The 18,991-nt window shown below is 65.5% G+C and carries 15 protein-coding genes; 13 read left to right on the top strand and 2 right to left on the bottom strand.

Going from position 1 to position 18,991, the window contains the following annotated elements:
- The first annotated feature begins 43 nt into the window (after positions 1 to 43).
- From FHW75_RS05755 to FHW75_RS05795, 9 genes are all read left to right on the top strand, one after another.
- Positions 44 to 1,663 carry an ABC transporter substrate-binding protein gene (locus FHW75_RS05755; RefSeq protein WP_183673305.1) on the top strand — a complete coding sequence of 540 codons (1,620 nt, stop codon included), beginning with the start codon at positions 44 to 46 and terminating at the stop codon, positions 1,661 to 1,663.
- Positions 1,660 to 2,610, top strand: a complete 951-nt coding sequence (locus FHW75_RS05760) for an ABC transporter permease (RefSeq protein WP_019098635.1) — start codon at positions 1,660 to 1,662, stop codon at positions 2,608 to 2,610. Before FHW75_RS05755 ends, FHW75_RS05760 begins: the two co-directional genes overlap by 4 nt.
- A 1-nt stretch (position 2,611) precedes the next feature.
- Positions 2,612 to 3,508: an ABC transporter permease gene (locus FHW75_RS05765; RefSeq protein WP_016714261.1), complete on the top strand. Its 897-nt coding sequence runs from the start codon at positions 2,612 to 2,614 to the stop codon at positions 3,506 to 3,508.
- Positions 3,505 to 5,124 carry an ABC transporter ATP-binding protein gene (locus tag FHW75_RS05770; protein ID WP_183673307.1) on the top strand — a complete coding sequence of 540 codons (1,620 nt, stop codon included), beginning with the start codon at positions 3,505 to 3,507 and terminating at the stop codon, positions 5,122 to 5,124. The genes FHW75_RS05765 and FHW75_RS05770 overlap by 4 nt, the downstream gene beginning before the upstream one ends.
- A 272-nt stretch (positions 5,125 to 5,396) precedes the next feature.
- The gene (locus FHW75_RS05775; protein ID WP_016714263.1) at positions 5,397 to 6,731 is read left to right on the top strand and encodes an LLM class flavin-dependent oxidoreductase; all 1,335 of its coding nucleotides are present in this window, start codon (positions 5,397 to 5,399) and stop codon (positions 6,729 to 6,731) included.
- A gap of 62 nt (positions 6,732 to 6,793) precedes the next feature.
- Entirely contained in the window at positions 6,794 to 7,888 is a 1,095-nt protein-coding gene (locus FHW75_RS05780; protein WP_183673309.1) for an LLM class flavin-dependent oxidoreductase, read from the top strand.
- Between the two features lie 360 nt (positions 7,889 to 8,248).
- Positions 8,249 to 9,811: an NAD(P)/FAD-dependent oxidoreductase gene (locus tag FHW75_RS05785; RefSeq protein WP_016714265.1), complete on the top strand. Its 1,563-nt coding sequence runs from the start codon at positions 8,249 to 8,251 to the stop codon at positions 9,809 to 9,811.
- Positions 9,812 to 9,830: 19 nt separating this feature from the next.
- Entirely contained in the window at positions 9,831 to 10,325 is a 495-nt protein-coding gene (locus tag FHW75_RS05790; protein WP_026020330.1) for a RidA family protein, read from the top strand.
- 33 nt (positions 10,326 to 10,358) lie between these two features.
- Positions 10,359 to 12,770 carry a TonB-dependent siderophore receptor gene (locus FHW75_RS05795; RefSeq protein ID WP_183673311.1) on the top strand — a complete coding sequence of 804 codons (2,412 nt, stop codon included), beginning with the start codon at positions 10,359 to 10,361 and terminating at the stop codon, positions 12,768 to 12,770.
- A 30-nt stretch (positions 12,771 to 12,800) separates the two neighbouring features.
- Here the strand turns inward: FHW75_RS05795 and FHW75_RS05800 are convergent, their stop codons facing one another.
- Positions 12,801 to 14,120, bottom strand: a complete 1,320-nt coding sequence (locus FHW75_RS05800) for an LLM class flavin-dependent oxidoreductase (protein WP_016714268.1) — start codon at positions 14,118 to 14,120, stop codon at positions 12,801 to 12,803.
- A 111-nt stretch (positions 14,121 to 14,231) separates the two neighbouring features.
- Positions 14,232 to 15,185, bottom strand: coding sequence for an ABC transporter substrate-binding protein (locus FHW75_RS05805; RefSeq protein ID WP_025753153.1), 954 nt, complete (start codon positions 15,183 to 15,185; stop codon positions 14,232 to 14,234).
- 299 nt (positions 15,186 to 15,484) lie between these two features.
- Between FHW75_RS05805 and FHW75_RS05810 the strand changes: the two genes are divergently transcribed.
- From FHW75_RS05810 to FHW75_RS05825, 4 genes are all read left to right on the top strand, one after another.
- Positions 15,485 to 16,087 (top strand): cysteine dioxygenase, encoded by a 603-nt coding sequence (locus tag FHW75_RS05810; protein ID WP_027609020.1) that lies wholly within the window; start codon positions 15,485 to 15,487, stop codon positions 16,085 to 16,087.
- Positions 16,084 to 17,667 (top strand): rhodanese-related sulfurtransferase, encoded by a 1,584-nt coding sequence (locus FHW75_RS05815; protein WP_027615164.1) that lies wholly within the window; start codon positions 16,084 to 16,086, stop codon positions 17,665 to 17,667. The genes FHW75_RS05810 and FHW75_RS05815 overlap by 4 nt, the downstream gene beginning before the upstream one ends.
- A gap of 239 nt (positions 17,668 to 17,906) precedes the next feature.
- Positions 17,907 to 18,515, top strand: coding sequence for a GNAT family N-acetyltransferase (locus FHW75_RS05820; RefSeq protein WP_084297116.1), 609 nt, complete (start codon positions 17,907 to 17,909; stop codon positions 18,513 to 18,515).
- On the top strand, positions 18,512 to 18,871 hold the full coding sequence (locus FHW75_RS05825; protein WP_016714273.1) for a cupin domain-containing protein: 360 nt from the start codon (positions 18,512 to 18,514) through the stop codon (positions 18,869 to 18,871). The genes FHW75_RS05820 and FHW75_RS05825 overlap by 4 nt, the downstream gene beginning before the upstream one ends.
- Positions 18,872 to 18,991 lie beyond the last annotated feature (120 nt).

Consider the following 18,991-nt stretch of genomic DNA (forward strand, 5'->3'; position numbering starts at 1 on the left):
AGGGCCGGTACTGGCGAACTCCATCTTGATCAAGGATCACCCCATGCCCTCACTGCACCGCCTTTTCGCCATCAGTACCCTGGCCCTGGTCTTGTCCGGCTGCTCCCCCGCCGACAACACCGCCGCCAGCAAGACCCTCAACATCGCCTTCTGGGGCGACAACACCACCCTGGTCAGCGTCGACCCGTTCCAGGTCTACTGGCTGGAACACCGCGTGCTGCTGCGCAACGTCGCCGAGTCGCTCACCGACCAGGACCCGGACACCGGACGCATCATCCCGTGGCTGGCCAAAAGCTGGGAGATCGGCAGCGATGCACTGAGCTACACCTTCCACCTGCGCCAGGACGTCACGTTCAGCAACGGCGAGCGCTTCGACGCACACGCCGTGAAGACAGCCTTCGACAGCAACAAGGCCTTCGCCACGCAACTCCCCGCCACCTTCGGCGCCACCTACCTGGCCGGTTACGATCACGCCGAAGTGATTGACGACTTCACCGTGCGCCTGGTGCTGTCCAAGCCCAATGCAGGCTTCCTGCAAGCCACCTCGACCACCAACCTGGCGATCCTCGCCCCGGCCTCGTACAAGCTGACCGCCCAGGAACGCTCGCTGGGCAAGATCATCGGCACCGGCCCGTTCGTGCTCGAACACTACACGCCGGAAGTCGGCGCCAAGCTGGTCAAACGCGCGGACTACGCCTGGGCTTCGGCCAACGTGCGCAACCAGGGCGCTGCCCACCTGGACACCGTCGAGGTCAGCTACATTCCCGAAGAAAGCGTGCGCAACGGCCTGTTCCTGCAAGGCAAAGCCGACATCCTGTGGCCGCGCACCCCGTTCTCGGAGGTCGACCTCAAGCTGTTCCAGTCCAAGGGCGCGACCATCCAGAGCCGGTCGCTGCCGGGGCCTGCGCTCAACCTCTACCCCAATACCCGCAACAACCGCCTGCTGGGCGACCGCCAGGTGCGTCTTGCCCTGCAGAAAGCCATCGACCGCACCAGCTACGCGCACACCGTGTACAACGCCGAGTTCCCGGTGGTCAGCGGGGTGTACGACGTGACCACGCCGTACTTCAAGGCCCAGGCCGACAAGCTGGCCTACGACCCCAAGGGCGCCGAGCAACTGCTCGAAGCCGCCGGCTGGCACAAGGGCGAGGACGGCTACCGGCAGAAGAACGGCCAGCGCCTGACCCTGCGCTACAACCTCACCCCCGCCGAAAGCGCAGGCGATGTGCTGGTGCAGGACCAACTGCGCAAAGTAGGCATCGACCTCAAGCTCAATGTGCTGACCCGCGCCGAGTGGGTGGCCGGCAACACTTCCGGCAATTACGACCTGACGTCCACCTACATGACCCGCGCCGACCCGATCATCCTGCAGACCATCCTCGACCCGCGCGCCGCCAACAGCGCAACGCTGGCCACCAACAGCTACGAGCCGCACACCCTGCCCAAGGTCCAGGCGCTGTTCGACAGCGGCATCACCGCCACCGCCGACCCGCAGCGTGCCGCCGCCTACGGCCAGTTGCAGGACCTGCTGGTGGACGAGGCGGCAGCCTTCCCGCTGTACGAACGGGTCTGGCAGGCGGCCACCGCGCCACGGGTCAGGGACTTCCGCTGGACCGCCGAAGGCTTCGCCTTCCTCAGTGACATCCAGGTCGGCCAGCCATGAAGCGCTACCTGATCGGCCGCATCGGCCAGGCGCTGCTGGTGCTGTGGGGTGCCTACACCATCAGCTATTTCATCCTCTACCTGCTGCCGGGCGACACCCTGGCAATCATGCTCAGCGCCTCCGGCATGGAAGCCGACGGCCTGTCGCCCGAAGACCTGGCCAAGGCCCGCGCCTACTACGGGTTGGACAAGGGTCTGTTCGAGCAGTATTTCGACCTGCTCTGGCGCGCCGTGCACGGCGACCTGGGCCAGTCACTTTCGCTGGGCCGGCCGGTCACCGCGCTGCTGGCCGAGCGCCTGCCGCAGACCCTGTCGCTGGCCGGCCTGGCGATCGTGCTGTCGTTGCTGGGTGGCGTGGGCCTTGCCTACCTGACCGCCTACCTGCAATGGCGCCCGCTCAAGACCGCGCTGACCCGCCTGCCGTCGCTGGGCTTTTCGGTGCCGGTGTTCTGGATGGGGCTGCTGCTGATCCAGGTGTTTGCCTTTGGTCTGGGCTGGTTCCCGGCCACCGGCAGCCAGGGCTTTGCCAGCCTGGTGCTGCCAGCCGTGACACTGGCCATTCCCAGCGCTGCGGTGTACGCCCAGGTGCTGCAACGAGGCTTCCAAGGCGTGTGGCAGGAGCCGTACATCGCCACCGCCTTCGCCAAGGGCCTGAGCCGGGCGCAGGTGCAGGCCCGGCATGGTTTGCGCAACGCGGCGCTGCCTCTGCTCACGCTGGTTGGCCTGCAGGTGGGCAACACGGTGTCCGGTGCGGTGCTGGTGGAGACCATCTTCTCGCGCAACGGCGTCGGCCGCCTGGCCCAGGAAGCCGTGCTACGCCAGGACATTCCGGTGGTGCTGGCCATCGTCGCGGTGTCAGCGGCGGCCTTCGTGGTGGTGAACCTGATTGTCGATCTGCTGTACCCGTACCTCGACCCACGCATCACCCATACCGCCAAGGTGAGCTGATATGACTTCCGATACTCGCCTCTATCATCCAGTCCCCTCAACGGCTGCACAGCAATGGCAACGCCGCACGCGCTGGCAACGCCTGCACGAGGCCGTGGCCCCGCTGCTGCGCCGCCCCGGTTTCAGCCTGGCCTTGCTGGTAGTGCTGTTCGCTCTGCTGAGCGCGCTGGCTCCACAACTGCTGACCAGCTTCGACCCCTACGCCACCTCCCCCGCCGACAAACTCAGCGCGCCGAACCTTGTGCACTGGTTCGGCACCGACGAGCTGGGCCGCGACCTGTACACCCGGGTGGTCTACGGCGCGCGCTTGAGCGTGCAGGCCGCGCTGCTGGCGGTGGCCATCGCCCTGGCCGGCGGCCTGGGCCTGGGCGTGCTGGCCGGCTTTGCCGGCGGGCGCGTGGACGCCGCGTTGATGCGCCTGATCGACGTGCTGCTGGCCCTGCCCGGTCTGTTGCTGGCCCTGGCGATCGTCACCGCCATCGGCTTTGGCACGGTGCCGGTAGCGATTGCCGTGGGCGTCGGCATCATCCCCGGCTTTGCCCGCACCACCCGCGCCGAGGTGCTGCGCATCAAGACCCTGCCCTATGTCGAGGCCGCGCGTTTGGGCGGCGCCAGCTGGGCGCGCACGCTCCTGCGCCATGTGCTGCCCAATGCCTGGGGGCCAGTGGCGGTGCTCGCCACCCTGGACTTCGGCGCGGCCATCCTCGCCACCGCGGGCCTGAGCTTTCTCGGCTTTGGCGCTGCGCCACCGGCGGCCGAATGGGGCACACTGATCGCCAATGGCCGCCACTTCCTCATCACCGCCCCGTGGGTGTCCCTGTTGCCGGGATTATTCGTGGTGGCCGTGGTGTTCAGCCTCAACCACCTGGCGCGCAGCGTCGAGGAGCATGCCCGATGAGCCAGCCTGCGTTGATCGAGGTCCGCGACCTCAGTGTCAGCTACCACTTCGCCGGGCAGCGTACCGAAGCCGTACGCCAACTGTCGTTCAGCCTGAACCAGGGCGAAACCCTGGCCATCGTCGGCGAGTCAGGCTCGGGCAAGTCGACCCTGGCCAACGCCCTGCTGGGCCTGCTGCCGGGCAACGCACGGATCGACCAGGGCCAGTTGCTGGTCGCCGGGGTCGATGTGGCCACGGCCAGCGAGCCGGCCCGCCGCCAGTTGCTCGGGCGTACCGTCGGCCTGGTACCGCAGGACCCGATGGTCAGCCTCAACCCCACCCTGCGCATTGGCCGGCAGATCGCCGAAGCCCTGCTGCTGGCCCGCGGCCGGCGTTATCCGGGGCTGGACACCGATGTGCTGGAGCTGCTGACCCAAGTGGGCCTGGACGACCCGGCCCTGCGCGCCCGCCAATACCCCCACGAGCTGTCCGGCGGCATGCGCCAGCGGGTGCTGATCGCCATCGCCCTGGCCGGCGATCCGCGCCTGATCATCGCAGACGAGCCCACCAGCGCGCTGGATGTGACCGTGCAACGGCGCATTCTCGACCACCTGCAACGGCTGGTGGCCGAGCGCGGCATCTCGCTGCTGATCATCACCCACGACCTGGGGATGGCCTGCGACCGCGCCGACCGCCTGCTGGTGATGAAGCACGGCGAGTTGGTGGAGCACGCCTCGCCGCGTCAGGTGCTGTGGGGCACGCCACAGCCCTACACCCGCGACCTGCTCGCCGCTGCGCCCGCCTTCGTGCCGCGCCAGCGGCCGAACACGGCCCTGGGAGAAACGCCGCTGCTGCGTCTGAGCAACGTCGGCAAGCGCTTTGCGCTGCCGGGCAAGGACGCCAACTTCACTGCCCTGCACGACCTGAGCCTGGAGGTCAAAGCAGGCCAAACCCTGGCCATCGTCGGTGAATCGGGCTCGGGCAAGAGCACCGCGCTGCGCATCGCCCTGGGGCTGGAGACGCCCAGCCAGGGCCGTGTTGAGTTTGCTGGCCAGGACGTTACCCACTACAGCTGGCGCCAGTTCAGGCCACTGCGCCGGCGTATCCAGCTGGTGCAGCAAAACCCCTTCGCCGCGCTCGATCCGCGCTTCACGGTGTTCGACAGCATCGTCGAGCCGCTGGTGGCGTTTGGTGTGCTCAAGGGCCAGGCCCTGGAGCGCAAGGCGCGTGAATTGATCGCCCGGGTGCAGTTGCCAGTGCACTTTCTCGACCGCCTGCCGCGGGAGTTGTCCGGTGGCCAACGCCAACGGGTGGCGATCGCCCGGGCCCTGGCGCTGGAGCCGCACGTGTTGCTGCTGGACGAGCCGGTGAGCGCGCTGGATGTGTCGGTGCAGGCGCAGATCCTCGCGCTGCTCGATGAGTTGCAGCGCGAGCTGGGGATCGCCTATGTGCTGGTGTCCCATGATCTGGCGGTGGTGGCCAGCATGGCCGATCAGGTGCTGGTGCTGCGGCGCGGGCAGGTGGTGGAGCAAGGGCCGGCGCTGGAGGTGTTCAGCCGGCCGGCCAGTGCCTATACCCGGGAGTTGATTGCGGCGATCCCGGGGCATTCGCGCAGTGTGTTGCCGGTGGCGGTGTAAAGGCGGATCCCCTGATTTGCCTTGACGGCCCTGTCGCAAGCTCCCACAAGGTTCACACCGGACACTATGGGAGCTGGCGAAGCCTGCGACAGGATCAGGCAGAAACAAAAAACAATGCATATTATTTAATGTCTCAAATAATACTTATGCATAATTAGCTTAGAACCACAAAGCCTTTCACAACCCCCTCCCCTCCACGCTAACGTCCCCTTTACCAGTCCGACCCCACACCCGGCGGAGGCCTCCATCACCTGATTGCAGAAGGACTCCCCATGAGCAAGCGACAAATCAAACTCGGCGCGATGATCCACGGTGTCGGCCACGGCTGGGGCGAATGGCGACACCCCGAGGCGCTGGCCGATGCCAGTGTCAACTTCGGCTTCTACAAGCAGCAGGCGCAGCTGGCCGAGGCCGCCAAATTCGACTTCGCCTTCATCGCCGACAGCCTGCACATCCACGCCCGCTCCAGCCCCCACTACCTCAACCGCTTCGAGCCGTTGACCATTCTTTCGGCCCTGGCCGCAGTCACCTCGCACATCGGTCTGGTGGCCACGGTCACGGTCAGCTACACCGAGCCGTTCCAGGTCGCACGCCAGTTCGCCTCGCTGGACCTGATCAGCGGCGGGCGCGCCGGCTGGAACGTTGTCACCTCGTGGTTATCAGGCACTGCCGACAACTTCGGTAAGGCCGAGCACCCGCCGCATGCCGTGCGCTACCGCATCGCCCGCGAGCACGTCGAGGTGGTCAAGGGCCTGTGGGATTCGTGGGAGGACGATGCCTTCACCCGCAACAAACACACCGGCGAGTTTTTCGCCCCGGACAAACTGCACACCCTCGGCCACCAGGGCGAGTTCTTCAAGGTCAAAGGCCCGCTGAACATCCAGCGCTCGCCCCAGGGCCAGCCGCTGATCTTCCAGGCCGGAGTGTCCGAGGACGGACGTAACTTCGCCGCCCAGAACGCCGATGCGATCTTCGTCAGCCCCGAGTCGTTCAGTGACGCCCGCGCCTACTACCAGGACCTCAAGCAGCGCGCTGCCAAGCATGGCCGCGACCCTGAGCAGCTGTTTATCCTGCCGGGCATCCGCCCCATCGTCGGGCGTGACGAGGAGGAAGTACAACACCGCTACCAGCAGGCCGTGGAACTGGTGAGCATCGAGGATGCCATCGTCGCCCTGGGCCGCCCGTTCAACGACTACGACTTCAGCCAGCACGCGCTGGACGCGCCCTTCCCCGACCTGGGCACCCTGGGCGACAACAGCCACAAAGGCACCGCCGACCAGCTCAAGCAGTTGGCCCGGGACGAGCAACTGACCCTGCGCGAACTGGCCCTGCGCTTCTCGCGCCCGCGCCGCGACTTCGTCGGTACCCCCGAGCAAGTGGCCAACGCCCTGCAGGACTGGTTCGAGCACGGCGCCGCCGACGGTTTCATCATCAACCAGCTGCTGCCCGATGGCCTGCAGTACTTCACCGAGCTGGTGGTACCGCTGTTGCAGGCGCGCGGGCTGGTACGCGGCGAGTACGCAGGCGACACCCTGCGCGCCAACTTCGGGCTGGATGTGCCGGCCAACCGCAATACCTTGCGCCGCGAACAAAGCGCAGTGGCTTGAGACCGCCAGGGCTGCTTTGCTGCCCCAGCCCGCCCATACCCCCAGAAAAGGAATTTTGCTCCATGACTCTCGAATTCGTCGGCCTCATCGGCCCCCAGGAAGGCAGCGAATCCCAGGCCCCGCGCGGCCCGCTGGTAGACCTGGAATTCATCAAGGCGTTCTCCCAGGCCCAGGAATACGGCGGTTTCGACAAGGCGCTGCTGGCAGTCAACACCAGCGCGCCGGACTCGATGATCCTGGCCAGCTACGTGGCCGCGCTGACCGAGCGCATCGGCCTGCTGGTGGCCCACCGCCCAGGCTTCCAGGCACCGACCTTCGCCGCCCGCCAGTTCGCCACCCTCGACCAGCTCAGCCGTGGCCGCGCCTCGATCAACGTCATCACCGGCGGCGACAGCGGCGACCTGCAGCGCGATGGCGACTTTCTCGACAAGGACGCCCGCTACGCACGCACCGACGAGTACCTGGAGGTGCTGCGCAACACCTGGACCCGCACCGAACCCTTCGACCACCAGGGTGAACATTACCGGGTGGAAGACAACCTGACCCTGGTCAAACCGGTGGGCAAGCTGCCGATCTACTTCTCCGGCGCCTCCGACGCCGCCGTGGAGGTCGCCGCCAAGCACGCCGACGTGTACATGATGTGGGGCGAGCCGCTGGAGCAGGTGCGCGAGCGGATTGCCAAGGTCCGCAAGGCCGCCGCCCGCTACGGGCGCGAGAAGCACATCCGCTTCAGCCTGTCGCTGCGCCCGATCCTCGGCGCCACCGAGGACGAAGCCTGGGCCCGCGCCGAGCGCATTCTGGCCGACGCCAAGCAGAGTATCGGCATCCGCCAGGGCAACCGCCGCGAGAAGAACTTCGGCAAGAGCAACGTGGGTTCCGAACGGCTGGTGCAGCTGGCCGGCAAGGTGCACGACACCCGGCTGTGGACCGAGATCGCCGCGCTCGGCGGCGGTGCGGGCAACTCCACCTCGCTGGTGGGCACGCCGGACCAGGTGGCCGAGGCTGCGCACGCGTATTACGAGCTGGGGGTGAGTACCTTCTTGTTCCGGGGGTTCGATCAGTTGCGCGATGCGGTGGAGTATGGGCAGGCGTTGATTCCGCGGATCAAGGCGCTGGTTGGGCTGCGGGAAGGTGAGCGTAGCGCGCGTACGGCTTAGATCTTCATAACGGCAACGGCCCCTTCGCGGGGCAAACCCGCTTCCACGAAAGCACGACCGTTGTGCATCGTGGGAGCGGGTTTGCCCCGCGAAGGGGCCTTTTCATGTTGCCGCCAAATGAATGAACAACACATCACAAAATACAAATCACGCATTTAGTAAAACAAACATAATCATTAAATTACATAATTAACTTAGAACAAAAAAGCCTTTCCCAACCCACGCAAAGATCATTAAGTTCTGTAAACCGACCCCGACCTGGCGGAGGCAAATGGATTCGTGCCAACCGTCGTCGGGCCTCGCCATGCGTCCGCCTGCCCTGTTGCGCACATCCGAACCCAACTTCTCGGAGACCGCGACATGGGATTGTCCCGTAGAGATCTGATCGCCCGCCTCGCCGCCATCGGCGGCTATTCGGCGGCACTGGGCGCGCTGGGGCAGAACGCCCTGGCCGCCACCTTCGAACCCCTGCAACTGGCCGCCAACGGTGGCAACGGCAAGCGCGTGCTGATTGTCGGCGCCGGTATTTCCGGACTGGTGTCGGCCTACGAGCTGCGCAAGGCAGGCTTCAATGTGACCGTGCTGGAGGCCCGCGAGCGGGTCGGCGGCCGGGTCTGGACCCTGCGCCAGGGCGACCGTATCGAACACAACGACGGCACCACGCAGCGCGTGGAGTTCGACCAGGGCCAGTTCTTCAACGCCGGCGCCGCGCGCCTGCCCAGCCATCACCTGACCATCCTGGGTTACTGCCGCGAACTGGGCGTAGAGTTGCAGGTGCTGGTCAACAGCAGCCGCAACGCCCTGGCCCAACCCGACCTTGCCCGTCCACCGCTGCTGCTGCGCCAGGCGGTCAACGACACCCGTGGGCATTTCAGCGAACTGCTGGCGCGCAGCGTCAGCCGCAACAGCCTGGATGCCGAACTCAGCAGTGGCCAGCGCAAGGCGCTGCTGGACTTCCTCAAGGTCTACGGTGACCTCGACAGCCAACAGCAGTACCGCGGCTCGGTGCGCGCCGGCTACACCCGCTTCGCTGGCGCCGGCGACCAGACGCCGATCCAGCGCCAACCCGTGCCGCTCGATCAGTTGCTGGACAGCAACCTGCTACTGCCGCTGGTGTTCGACGAGATCCCCGAGTTTTCCTCGACCATGTTCCAGCCAGTGGGCGGCATGGACCAGATCCCCAAGGCCTTCTACCGCCAGGTCCAGGACAGCGTACGCCTGGGCGCCGAGGTGCTCGGGGTCGAAACCGGCGACACCGGCGCCAAGGTAGTGTGGCGTGATCGCAAGAGCGGCCAGCAGCACGTCGAACAGGCCGACTACGCCATCGTCACCCTGCCCTTGCCGCTGCTGGCCAAGTTGCCGAACAACTTCGACGCGCCGTTCAAGCAAGCCATCGCCAGCGCCGAAGGCGACAAGGCCAACAAGGTGGCCTGGCAGTCGCCGCGGTTCTGGGAAACGGATTTTCAGATCTACGGCGGCCTCAGCTACATCAACCACGAGGCGCGCACCCTGTGGTACCCCAGTGATCGTCTCAACAGCGCCCAAGGCGTGCTGGTGGCCACCTACAACACCGGTGGCGTGGCCCAGCAGTTCGCCGCCAAGCCATTGGCCGCGCAGATTGCCTCGTCGCGCCAGGCGGTGGAATCGCTGCACCCCGGTCACAGCCAGAAACTCGGCCGGCCGGTGGTGGTGAACTGGTCGAAGATCCCCTTCAGCGAGGCGCCGTGGATCGTCCACGACGAAGTCGCCCAGCCCGGCTACGACCGGCTCAACCAGCCCCAGGGCCGCACCTGGCTGGCCAGTGACGCCCTGGCCCATGGCGGGGTGGGCATCTGGCAGAACAGCGCCGCCGAATCCGCCCGCCGCGTGGTCAGCCTGATCGCCCGACACGCCAGCCAGACCACCCGCGGCGCTGCCGCCTGACCCTGCAGGAATTCTACCCATGCCTCGTCTTCTTCTACTTGCCGGAGTGCTCATGTCCCTGACCCTCAACGCCCACGCCGACGGCATCAAGCGCGTCGCGCCACCTGGCTCGAACTTCCCCATCTCGCAACTGGTCACGGTGCCGGCCGGCAGTCAGCTGACCTTCATCAGCGGCACCCTGCCGGATGTAGCAGACCCCAAGGCGCCCAAGGGCAGCGTCGCGGCCCTGGGTAATACCGAAACACAGGCCCGGTCGGTGCTGAAGAAACTGCGCGCAGCCTTGCAGAGCCAAGGCCTGGACCTGGGCGACATCGTCCAGTTGCGGGTGTTCCTGGTGGGCGATCCGGCCAATGGCGGCAACCTCGATTTCGCCGGACTGCAAGCGGCCTACACCGAGTTCTTCGCCACCGCCGATCAACCCCGCACCCCGACCCGCACCGCCTTGCAGGTGGTGGCCCTGCCGTTGCCGGGCGCGCTGGTGGAAATCGACGCGATCGCGGCCAAGGCGCCCTGAGCGCGCCACCCCGCCCAACAAGGAACTGCGTGCATGAAGCAAGTCTTTACCTCTGCCTCGTTACTCCCCATGGCCCTCGCCGCGGGGCTGCAAACTACCCCGACACTGGCCGATGAACCCAGTGCCCAGGCCCTGGGCACGGTGATCGTCACCGGCAACCGTGGCGCCGAGAAGCGCACCGTCACCACAAGCCCCGTGCCGATCGACGTGATCAGCGCCAAGCAATTGCAGGAGACCGGCAAGCCCGGCCTGATGGAAGCCCTGAGCGCCAGCGTGCCCTCGCTCACCCTGCCGGAAAAGACCGGCTGGGACGCCAGCGGCATGGCCCGCGCGCCAAACCTGCGCGGGCTCAATGCCGCCCAGGTGCTGGTGCTGGTCAACGGCAAGCGCCGCCACACCAGCGCCACCCTGAACATCAGCGGCATCAACGCCGGTGCTGCGCCCAGCGACCTGGACCTGATCCCCATCAGCGCCATCGACCATGTGGAGGTGCTGCGCGACGGCGCCGCCGCGCAGTATGGCTCGGACGCCATCGCCGGGGTGATCAACGTGATCCTCAAGGCCGATACCAGCGGTACCGCTGTGACGACTGCCGGCCAGGGCTACGACGGCAAGAAGCAGACCGTGCAGCAAAGCCTGAACAAGGGTTTCGAGATCGGCCGTGACGGCATCCTGCAGCTGGCGATGGATGCGCGCAGCCAGAACGACGACAACAAGGCCAGTGCCAACGGCTACAGCCAGGCCGAAGCGCTGGACCGCGCCGGCAAGGTCACCTACGGCGGCTACGGCACGCCGAAGATCAACCTGCTGACCCTGGGCTACAACGCCGAACTGCCCCTGCAAGACGACCTGACCCTGTATTCGTTCAGCACCTGGTCGTACCGCAAGGCCGAGCAGGGCCAGAATTTCCGTCTGCCGACCATCGCCAACACCATCACCACCGGGCCCAATGGGCGCCCGTCCGGCTACACGCCCACCTGGTACATCGAAGAGCACGACTACCAGGCAGCGTTCGGTGCCAAGGGCCTGGCCGGCGAATGGGACTGGGACCTGTCGAGCACCTACGGGCGCAACGAAGCCGCCCAAGGCACCTGGAATAACCAAAACCCTTCGCTGGGCGAGGCGACGCCCAACCACTTCGAGTCCGGCACCTGGGTCAGCTCGCAACTGACCAGCAACCTCGACCTGCACCGCAGCTTCGAGGTGGGGCTGAGCAAGCCGCTGGACTTCTCGTGGGGCCTTGAACAGCGCCGCGATACGTATCAGGTGCAAGCCGGCGACTGGGCCAGTTGGGCCGACGGCGGTTACTGCCCCACCCCAGGCAACTGCGCCGCCTCCGGCGCCCAGGTGACCAACGGCATCTCACCGGCCGAGGCTACCAGCGCGAGCCGCAACAGCTACGCCGGCTTCCTGGATGTGGGCTTCAACCCGTTGCCGCAGTGGTACTGGGGCGCAGCGGTGCGCTACGAGCACTACGACCGTGGCATCGGCGCCACCCGCAGCGGCAAGCTCACCACCCGCTACGAGTTCACCCCGGAACTGGCACTGCGGGCTACGGTGAGCAACGGCTTCCGTGCACCATCACTGGCCAACAGCCTGTTCAGCGCGCGCTCCACCACCTATGGTGTGGTCAATGGCGTGTATCAGTCGATCAACTACGGCGTACTGCCGGTGGACTCGGCGGCGGCCAAGGCGTTAGGAGCCGAAGCGCTCAAACCTGAAAAATCCACCAACTACAGCCTCGGCCTGACCTGGCAACCCAGCGACCGCCTGGCCTTCACCGCCGATGCCTACCTGGTCAACGTGCGCGACCGCATGACCCTCACCGGCACCCTGCTCGGCCCGGAAGTCACTCAGGCATTGCTGGACAACGGCATCGACTCGACCTCCGGCGGGCAGTACTTCACCAACGGCGCCGACACCCGCACCAAGGGCCTGGACCTGGTGGGCAGCTACGACCAGGATCTAGGCAGCGCCGGCACCGTGAAGTGGACCGCAGCGTTCAACTGGAACGACACCGAGATCCTCGATTACAAGCAAAGCGTGAACATTCTCGGTGCCCCCTACACGCTGATGGACCGCCAGGCCCGCAACCTGCTCACCGAGGTGCAGCCGCACACCAAGCTGATCCTGGGCGGCAACTGGCGGCTGGACCGCTACCGGGTCAACCTGGGGCTGACGCGCTATGGCTCGTGGCGCGAGGTCAACGCCGCCAATGATCGCTCGCTGGACCGCGAGTACAAAGCGCGCTGGATCACCGACCTGGACGTGGGCTACCAGCTGACCAAGGACCTGGAGCTGGCGGTGGGCGCACGTAACCTGTTCGATGTGTACCCCGAGCGCCAGGCACCGAGCAGCAAGACCATGGTCAAGGGGTATGGGGTGTACTCGCCGTATGGGTTTACCGGGGGGTATTACTTTGGGCGGGTGACATACAACTTCTGAAAAGGGGGGCTGCGTTGCAGCCCCGGCGATCTACCGGCTAAAACGCGGAATCGACAGCCCCAGGCTCTCGCGCAAGGTGCTGCCTTCATACGCCGTGCGATACACCCCACGCTCCTGCAACAGCGGCACCACCTCCTCGGTAAAGCGACGGAACTGCCCCGGATGCCCTATATAAATGTTGAACCCATCCAAAGCCCGCGCCTCGAACCATTCGGCCATCTTCGCCGCTACCGTCTGCGCGGAACCTACGAACGCGCCGGGACGCAACTGGCGACCGAATTCCACCGCCTGGCGCAGGCTAAAGCCTTTGTCCCGCGCCTGGTCGGCGATGCGCTTGGCATTGGTGAAGAAGCTGCTGCGGGCATACTCCAGGCTCTCTTGCGGGAATGGGGCGTCAAGCTCGTACTGGCTGAAGTCGTGCCAGCCGAAATTGCGCCCGAACTCCTTGAGCGCCAGCTCGAAGCTGTGATCGGCCTGGTGATAGTGCCGTTCGATCTCACGGGCGTGCTCGTCAGTATCCCCCACGTAGATCTCCGCGCCCGGCAGCACAAGCAACTGCTCCGGATCACGCCCCAGGCGTGCCGCGCGACCCTTGACGTCACGGTAGAACGCCTGGCCCTGCTCGATGCTGGCGGCATGCGTGAACACCACATCGGCGGTGGCCGCACCCAGGTCGCGACCCTGCTCGGAGTCGCCGGCCTGGAAGATCACAGGCTGGCCCTGGGGCGAGCGCTGGATGTTCAGCGGCCCCACCACCGAAAAGTGCTCGCCCTTGTGGTTCAGCCCGTGCAGCTTGGCGGGGTCGAGAAAGCGGCCGCTAGCGCGGTCACGGGGGAAGGCGTCGTCCTCGTAGGAGTGCCATAGCCCCTGTACCACTTGCACATGCTCCTGAGCCCGGGCGTAGCGGGTGTCGTAGTCGTAGTGTTCGTCCAGCCCGTAGTTGCCGGCGGTGCCGGCATCACCACTGGTGACCACGTTCCAGCCGGCGCGGCCCTTGCTGATCAGGTCCAGCGAAGCGAGCCGGCGGGCGACGTTGTACGGGGCGTTGTAGGAGGTGGTGAGGGTGCCAACCAGGCCGATATGGCGGGTGCTCACGGCCAGGGCCGACAGCAGGGTCAGCGGCTCCAGGCGGTTGAGGTAGTGCGAGGGGGAGCCAGGGGTGATGAACTGGCTGTCGACGATGAACATCAGGTCGAACAGCGCAGCCTCGGCCTGGCGGGCGATGTCGATGTACCAGTCGATGTTGACGCTGGCGTCCGCCGGCAGTTCGGGGTCCAGCCACAGGTTGTGCCGGCCGGGGCCGCCGCAGCCCATGGTCAGGGCGCCGAGTTTGATTTTGCGTTGGGTCATGGGGGAGTCCTTTGCAATCAAGGGGAGGCCTTCGCGGGCAAGCCCGCTCCCACAGGGATCTGCGCTTGCCTATGGGAGCGGGCTTGCCCGCGAAGAAGCCAGCGCAGAGCTTCAGTGCTGGCTGACAGCCGGCTGCTCGATAGCCGCACCAAACGAGGTATCGAACAAGCTGCTGGCCGGATACGTCTGGATCAGCCCGAGCCCGGCGAAGAAGTCCACGGTTTTCTGCGCGTCGACGATCACCTGCGGGTTCAGCGGCGCAAGGTCAGTGCGCGCACGGGCGAACCAGGCGCGGGCGATGTCGCGGTCAGCGCGGGTGCGCTTGGCCCAGGCGTCGGCGTAGGCCTCGGTGTGGGCCGGGTCGCTCAGGGTCCAGTCGCGGGCTTTTTTCAGCCGTTGCAGAAAGTCGGCGATCTGCGTGCGCTTGGCGTCCACCGCTTTGGCGTTGGCCACCACGAAACTCTGCGCCGGTATTACGCCTTCGGCAGTGGCCAGTACGCGGGCGCCCTGGCGTTCTTGCTGGGTAACGTAGGGCTCCCAGGTGGCGATCACGTCCACCGAGCCGCCATCCAGGGCGTGGGAAGCGTCCAGCGCGCTGAGGTAACGCAGCTCCAATGCATCACGCGGTACGCCGGCCTTGTCCAAGGCGCTGAACAAAAGTTGCTGGCTCCACGAACCCTTCCAGATCGCCGCGCGCTTGCCACGCAGGTCTTGCAGGCTGTGTATCGACGAATCCTTGCGCGCCAGAATCGCCACCCCTTCGAGGTTCTGGCGGCTGACCGCGATCACCTTGATCGGCGCGCCCAAGGCGCCCAAAAACAAGGGCGGTGCATCGCCCAGAAGGCCAATGTCAAGGCTGCCGACGTTGAGCGCCTCGGCCACGGGGGAGCCTGCGGTGAACTGCTTCCACTCCAGCTCATACGGCAGGTTGTCGAGTACCCCGGCCGCTTCCATCACCGCGCGGGCGTTGTAACTCTGGTCGCCTACGACCAAGGTCTGGGCGGCGGCGGCAAGGCTGAAGGTGGTGGCCAGCACAGTGACGGCCAGTTGCTTGAAGTAACGCACGGGGGTCTCCAGATGCCCGCTTGGGGCATGTCAGGGCCGATCCGCAGGTGCGGTCTCGTGGCAACGGTTTTATATCTTTTAAGTCTTACTCGATCGATTTTTATAATCTATAGATCAATCAAGCCGCTGTGAAATGCGCTTTGGGCATAACCTCATGCCTTCGGCGTAATGCGATTTGAAAGCAGAAACGCTCTGCTGTAAATGCATTGTTTGCATATTAGCTTATGATTATTTTGCATTTTGAGAATAGAAACAGGCTTTGCTAGGGTGATATGAAACCTGAACATCGAGCCTGAACCATGAGCCATAACCCGGAGCGCCTGCGCCACTTCATCGACAGCCTGGCCGAGTTGCTCGAACAGCAGCCCGACGAAGCCACCCTTCTCGATCGCGGCCGGGGCCTTCTGGCCAGCCTGGTGGCGCAGGACGACTGGCTACCAGACGACCTCGCCCAGCCCGACCCGCACCGCTACCAGCAGTACCTGTTGCACTGCGACTCGCGCCAACGCTTTTCGGTGGTGAGCTTCGTCTGGGGGCCAGGGCAGCGCACACCCATCCACGATCACCGGGTGTGGGGGCTGATCGGGATGCTGCGCGGCGCCGAATACTCCCAAAACTTCACCCGCGACGCCCAGGGCGCACTGCAGCCCAGCGGCGCACCGGTGCGCCTGGCGCCAGGTCAGGTGGAGGCCGTGTCGCCGCGCATTGGTGACATTCACCAGGTCAGCAATGCCTTCAGTGATCAGGTGTCGATCAGCATCCACGTCTACGGCGGCAACATCGGCGCGGTCAAGCGCGCGGTCTACGCCGAGGACGGCAGCGAAAAAGCGTTCATTTCCGGCTATTCCAATACCCGCCTGCCCAACATCTGGGACCTGTCCAAAGAGAACCCTGCCCCATGAGCACAGTCACCACCCGCCGTTACCAAGACATCCGCCGCGCCCTGCTGGCCCGCGAGGAACTGGCCCTGATCGATGTGCGCGAAGAGGACCCGTTCGCCCAGGAGCACCCGCTGTTCGCCGCCAACTTGGCGCTGTCGAAACTGGAGCTGGAAATCTTCGCCCGTGTGCCGCGACGTGACACCGCCATCACCGTCTACGACGATGGCGAAGGCCTGGCCGCCGTGGCGGCGCAGCGCCTGCTCGCGCTAGGCTACAGCGACGTGGCCGTGCTCGACGGCGGCCTGGCCGGCTGGCGCGCGGCAGGCGGTGAGCTGTTCCGTGACGTCAACGTCCCCAGCAAAGCCTTCGGCGAGTTGGTCGAGAGCGTGCGCCACACCCCCTCGCTGGCCGCCGAGCAGGTGCAGGCGCTGCTCGATGACAAGGCAGACGTGGTGGTGCTCGACGCCCGGCGCTTCGACGAATACCAGACCATGAGCATCCCCGGTGGCATCAGCGTGCCCGGCGCCGAATTGGTGCTGCGGGTGGCCGAGCTGGCGCCGAACCCGGCCACCCAGGTGATCGTCAACTGCGCCGGCCGCACCCGCAGCATCATCGGCACCCAGTCGCTGGTCAACGCCGGCATCCCCAACCCGGTGGCCGCCCTGCGCAACGGCACCATCGGCTGGACCTTGGCCGGGCAGCAGTTGGCTCACGGCCAGGACAAGACCTTCGCCCAGGTGAGCGCCGGCACCCGTGCCAACGCCGCCCGCCAGGCTCGTGCTGTGGCCGACCGCGCCGGCGTGCTGCGCCTGGAGCGCGCCGGGCTTGATGCCTGGCAGGCCGACGCCAGCCGTACCACTTACCTGTTCGATGTGCGCACGCCCGAAGAATACGTTGCAGGCCATCTGCCCGGCAGCCGCAGCGTGCCCGGCGGGCAGCTGGTGCAGGAAACCGACCACGTCGCCAGCGTGCGCGGCGCGCGCATCGTGCTGGTGGACGACGATGGCGTGCGCGCCAACATGAGCGCGTCGTGGCTGGCGCAGATGGGCTGGCAGGTGGCGGTGCTGGACGGGCTGTCGGCGGCTGATTTCAGCGCCGTCGGCGATTGGCAGGCGCCGCTGCCGGAGCTACCCAAGGCCAATGAGATCGGTGTCGAACAGTTGCAAGGCTGGCTGCAGGAAGACGGCACCGTGGTGCTGGATTTCACCACCAGCGCCAACTACGTCAAGCGTCATATCCCCGGTGCGCACTGGGCGATTCGCGCGCAACTGGCCGAAACCCTGGAACGGGTGCCACAGGCCAGTCGCTACGTACTGACGTGCGGCAGCAGCCTGCTGGCACGCTTCGCCGCGCGTGACCTGCAGGCCCTCACCCGCACTCCCGTTTACCTGCTCGAAGGCGGCACCACGCGCTGGATCGCTGCCGGGAAACCGCTGGAAACCGGCGAAACGCAGCTTGCCGTACCACGCAGCGACCGCTACCGGCGCCCCTACGAGGGTACGGACAATCCTCGCGAGGCGATGCAGGGGTATCTGGACTGGGAGTTTGGTCTGATCGCGCAACTCGAGCGCGATGGCACCCATGGGTTCAAGGTGCTCTGAACCTGAACGCAGGGGTTCACGGCAAACCGGTGCCGCCCTGCACACCTTTACGCAGGGCGGCTACGCCGTCACCAACCTCGTGGCGCGCTGCGACTTCATCGCTACTGACCGGTAGTTTCCGGTCGGTAGTCGCACGCGGTACGGACGGTGTTCGCCCAGAGCATGATGGGAACCGCTCAACCCGCCTACCCTACCTCCCTGTCTAAGGCGTAATCCTTGAAAACTAACCACCCGATCCCATGGGAGCACCGTACGTGCCTATCGACTTCAGACCCGCTCAAGCCTCGGACGCGCACGATATTGCGCGCTTCTTTCAACTGACATCGGAAGGCATGGCCGATTACATCTGGAGCAAGCTTGCCGCACCTGGAGAAGCATTGCTGAGTGTCGGTGCGTCTCGCTATGCCAGGGAACAGGGCGACTTTTCCTACAAAAACTGCCTGATGGCCACTTACGAAGGGCACGTCATCGGCATGATGCACAGCTATGCCTTGCGCGAGACCTCTGACAGGCCGGTCGAGACAGACCCGGTCCTCGCGCCGTATTCCGACATGGAAATACCCGACACCTTGTACATATCCAGCCTGGCCCTGGATGAGGCCTGGCGCAGCCAGGGGCTGGGCGTCCAGTTTCTTCGCCACGCCCAGCAGCGCGCTGAGGACGCTGGCCTGGATGGGCTATGCCTGATCGATTATGCAGAAAACCACGGTGCACGCCGTTTCTATGAACGTCACGGTTTTCAAATTGTTAAAACCTGCCAGATCGTTCCGCACCCGATGCTGGGCGTAACCGGTGAAGCCTATTTGATGTATCGCCCCAACCACAACGTGCTCGAGAAAAAACCATGAACAAGAAACTGACCGTGTTCCGCGAACTGGACATTCAACCGGTGCGCGACCTTCCCTTTTTTGAAGAGGTCGTGGAGGGCACCCCTCATACGCTGACGTCCAAGTACTATCACGATGAACAGCAAGGTCGTATTTCCGGAGAGTGGGAAGCCAGTACCGGAGCGTGGCGCATCGACTACAAAGTTTGGGAGTTCTGCCATGTCCTGAGTGGACGCTGTGTCATCGAGCTCGAGGGTTGCGCCCCCACCACATTGGCCGCTGGCGACACGTTCATTATCGAACCGGGCGCCAAGGGCAAATGGACCGTGCTGGAAGACATGAAAAAGAACTTCGTGATCCTCTTGCCCGCGAACTGAGCACAGGGTCACGTTTCATCGAGCGCAGCGTAAGGACAGTTTGCATGCTTGCCTGCTGGCGGCGCTCGAATGTTGTTCGGCAGGCCACAACAGCCCTCTAACTCTCAGTGTCCGCTTGGG

The organism is Pseudomonas sp. OG7 (assembly GCF_014192825.1).
Taxonomy (GTDB): Bacteria; Pseudomonadota; Gammaproteobacteria; order Pseudomonadales; family Pseudomonadaceae; genus Aquipseudomonas; species Aquipseudomonas monteilii.

Excerpts from the sequence above, each read along its gene's own strand:
- FHW75_RS05755 (WP_183673305.1), top strand. The coding sequence starts at position 44 with ATGCCCTCACTGCACCGCCTTTTCGCCATCAGTACCCTGGCCCTGGTC.
- FHW75_RS05760 (WP_019098635.1), top strand. The coding sequence starts at position 1,660 with ATGAAGCGCTACCTGATCGGCCGCATCGGCCAGGCGCTGCTGGTGCTG.
- FHW75_RS05765 (WP_016714261.1), top strand. The coding sequence starts at position 2,612 with ATGACTTCCGATACTCGCCTCTATCATCCAGTCCCCTCAACGGCTGCA.
- FHW75_RS05770 (WP_183673307.1), top strand. The coding sequence starts at position 3,505 with ATGAGCCAGCCTGCGTTGATCGAGGTCCGCGACCTCAGTGTCAGCTAC.
- FHW75_RS05775 (WP_016714263.1), top strand. The coding sequence starts at position 5,397 with ATGAGCAAGCGACAAATCAAACTCGGCGCGATGATCCACGGTGTCGGC.
- FHW75_RS05780 (WP_183673309.1), top strand. The coding sequence starts at position 6,794 with ATGACTCTCGAATTCGTCGGCCTCATCGGCCCCCAGGAAGGCAGCGAA.
- FHW75_RS05785 (WP_016714265.1), top strand. The coding sequence starts at position 8,249 with ATGGGATTGTCCCGTAGAGATCTGATCGCCCGCCTCGCCGCCATCGGC.
- FHW75_RS05790 (WP_026020330.1), top strand. The coding sequence starts at position 9,831 with ATGCCTCGTCTTCTTCTACTTGCCGGAGTGCTCATGTCCCTGACCCTC.
- FHW75_RS05795 (WP_183673311.1), top strand. The coding sequence starts at position 10,359 with ATGAAGCAAGTCTTTACCTCTGCCTCGTTACTCCCCATGGCCCTCGCC.
- FHW75_RS05800 (WP_016714268.1), bottom strand. The coding sequence starts at position 14,120 with ATGACCCAACGCAAAATCAAACTCGGCGCCCTGACCATGGGCTGCGGC.
- FHW75_RS05810 (WP_027609020.1), top strand. The coding sequence starts at position 15,485 with ATGAGCCATAACCCGGAGCGCCTGCGCCACTTCATCGACAGCCTGGCC.
- FHW75_RS05815 (WP_027615164.1), top strand. The coding sequence starts at position 16,084 with ATGAGCACAGTCACCACCCGCCGTTACCAAGACATCCGCCGCGCCCTG.
- FHW75_RS05820 (WP_084297116.1), top strand. The coding sequence starts at position 17,907 with ATGGGAGCACCGTACGTGCCTATCGACTTCAGACCCGCTCAAGCCTCG.
- FHW75_RS05825 (WP_016714273.1), top strand. The coding sequence starts at position 18,512 with ATGAACAAGAAACTGACCGTGTTCCGCGAACTGGACATTCAACCGGTG.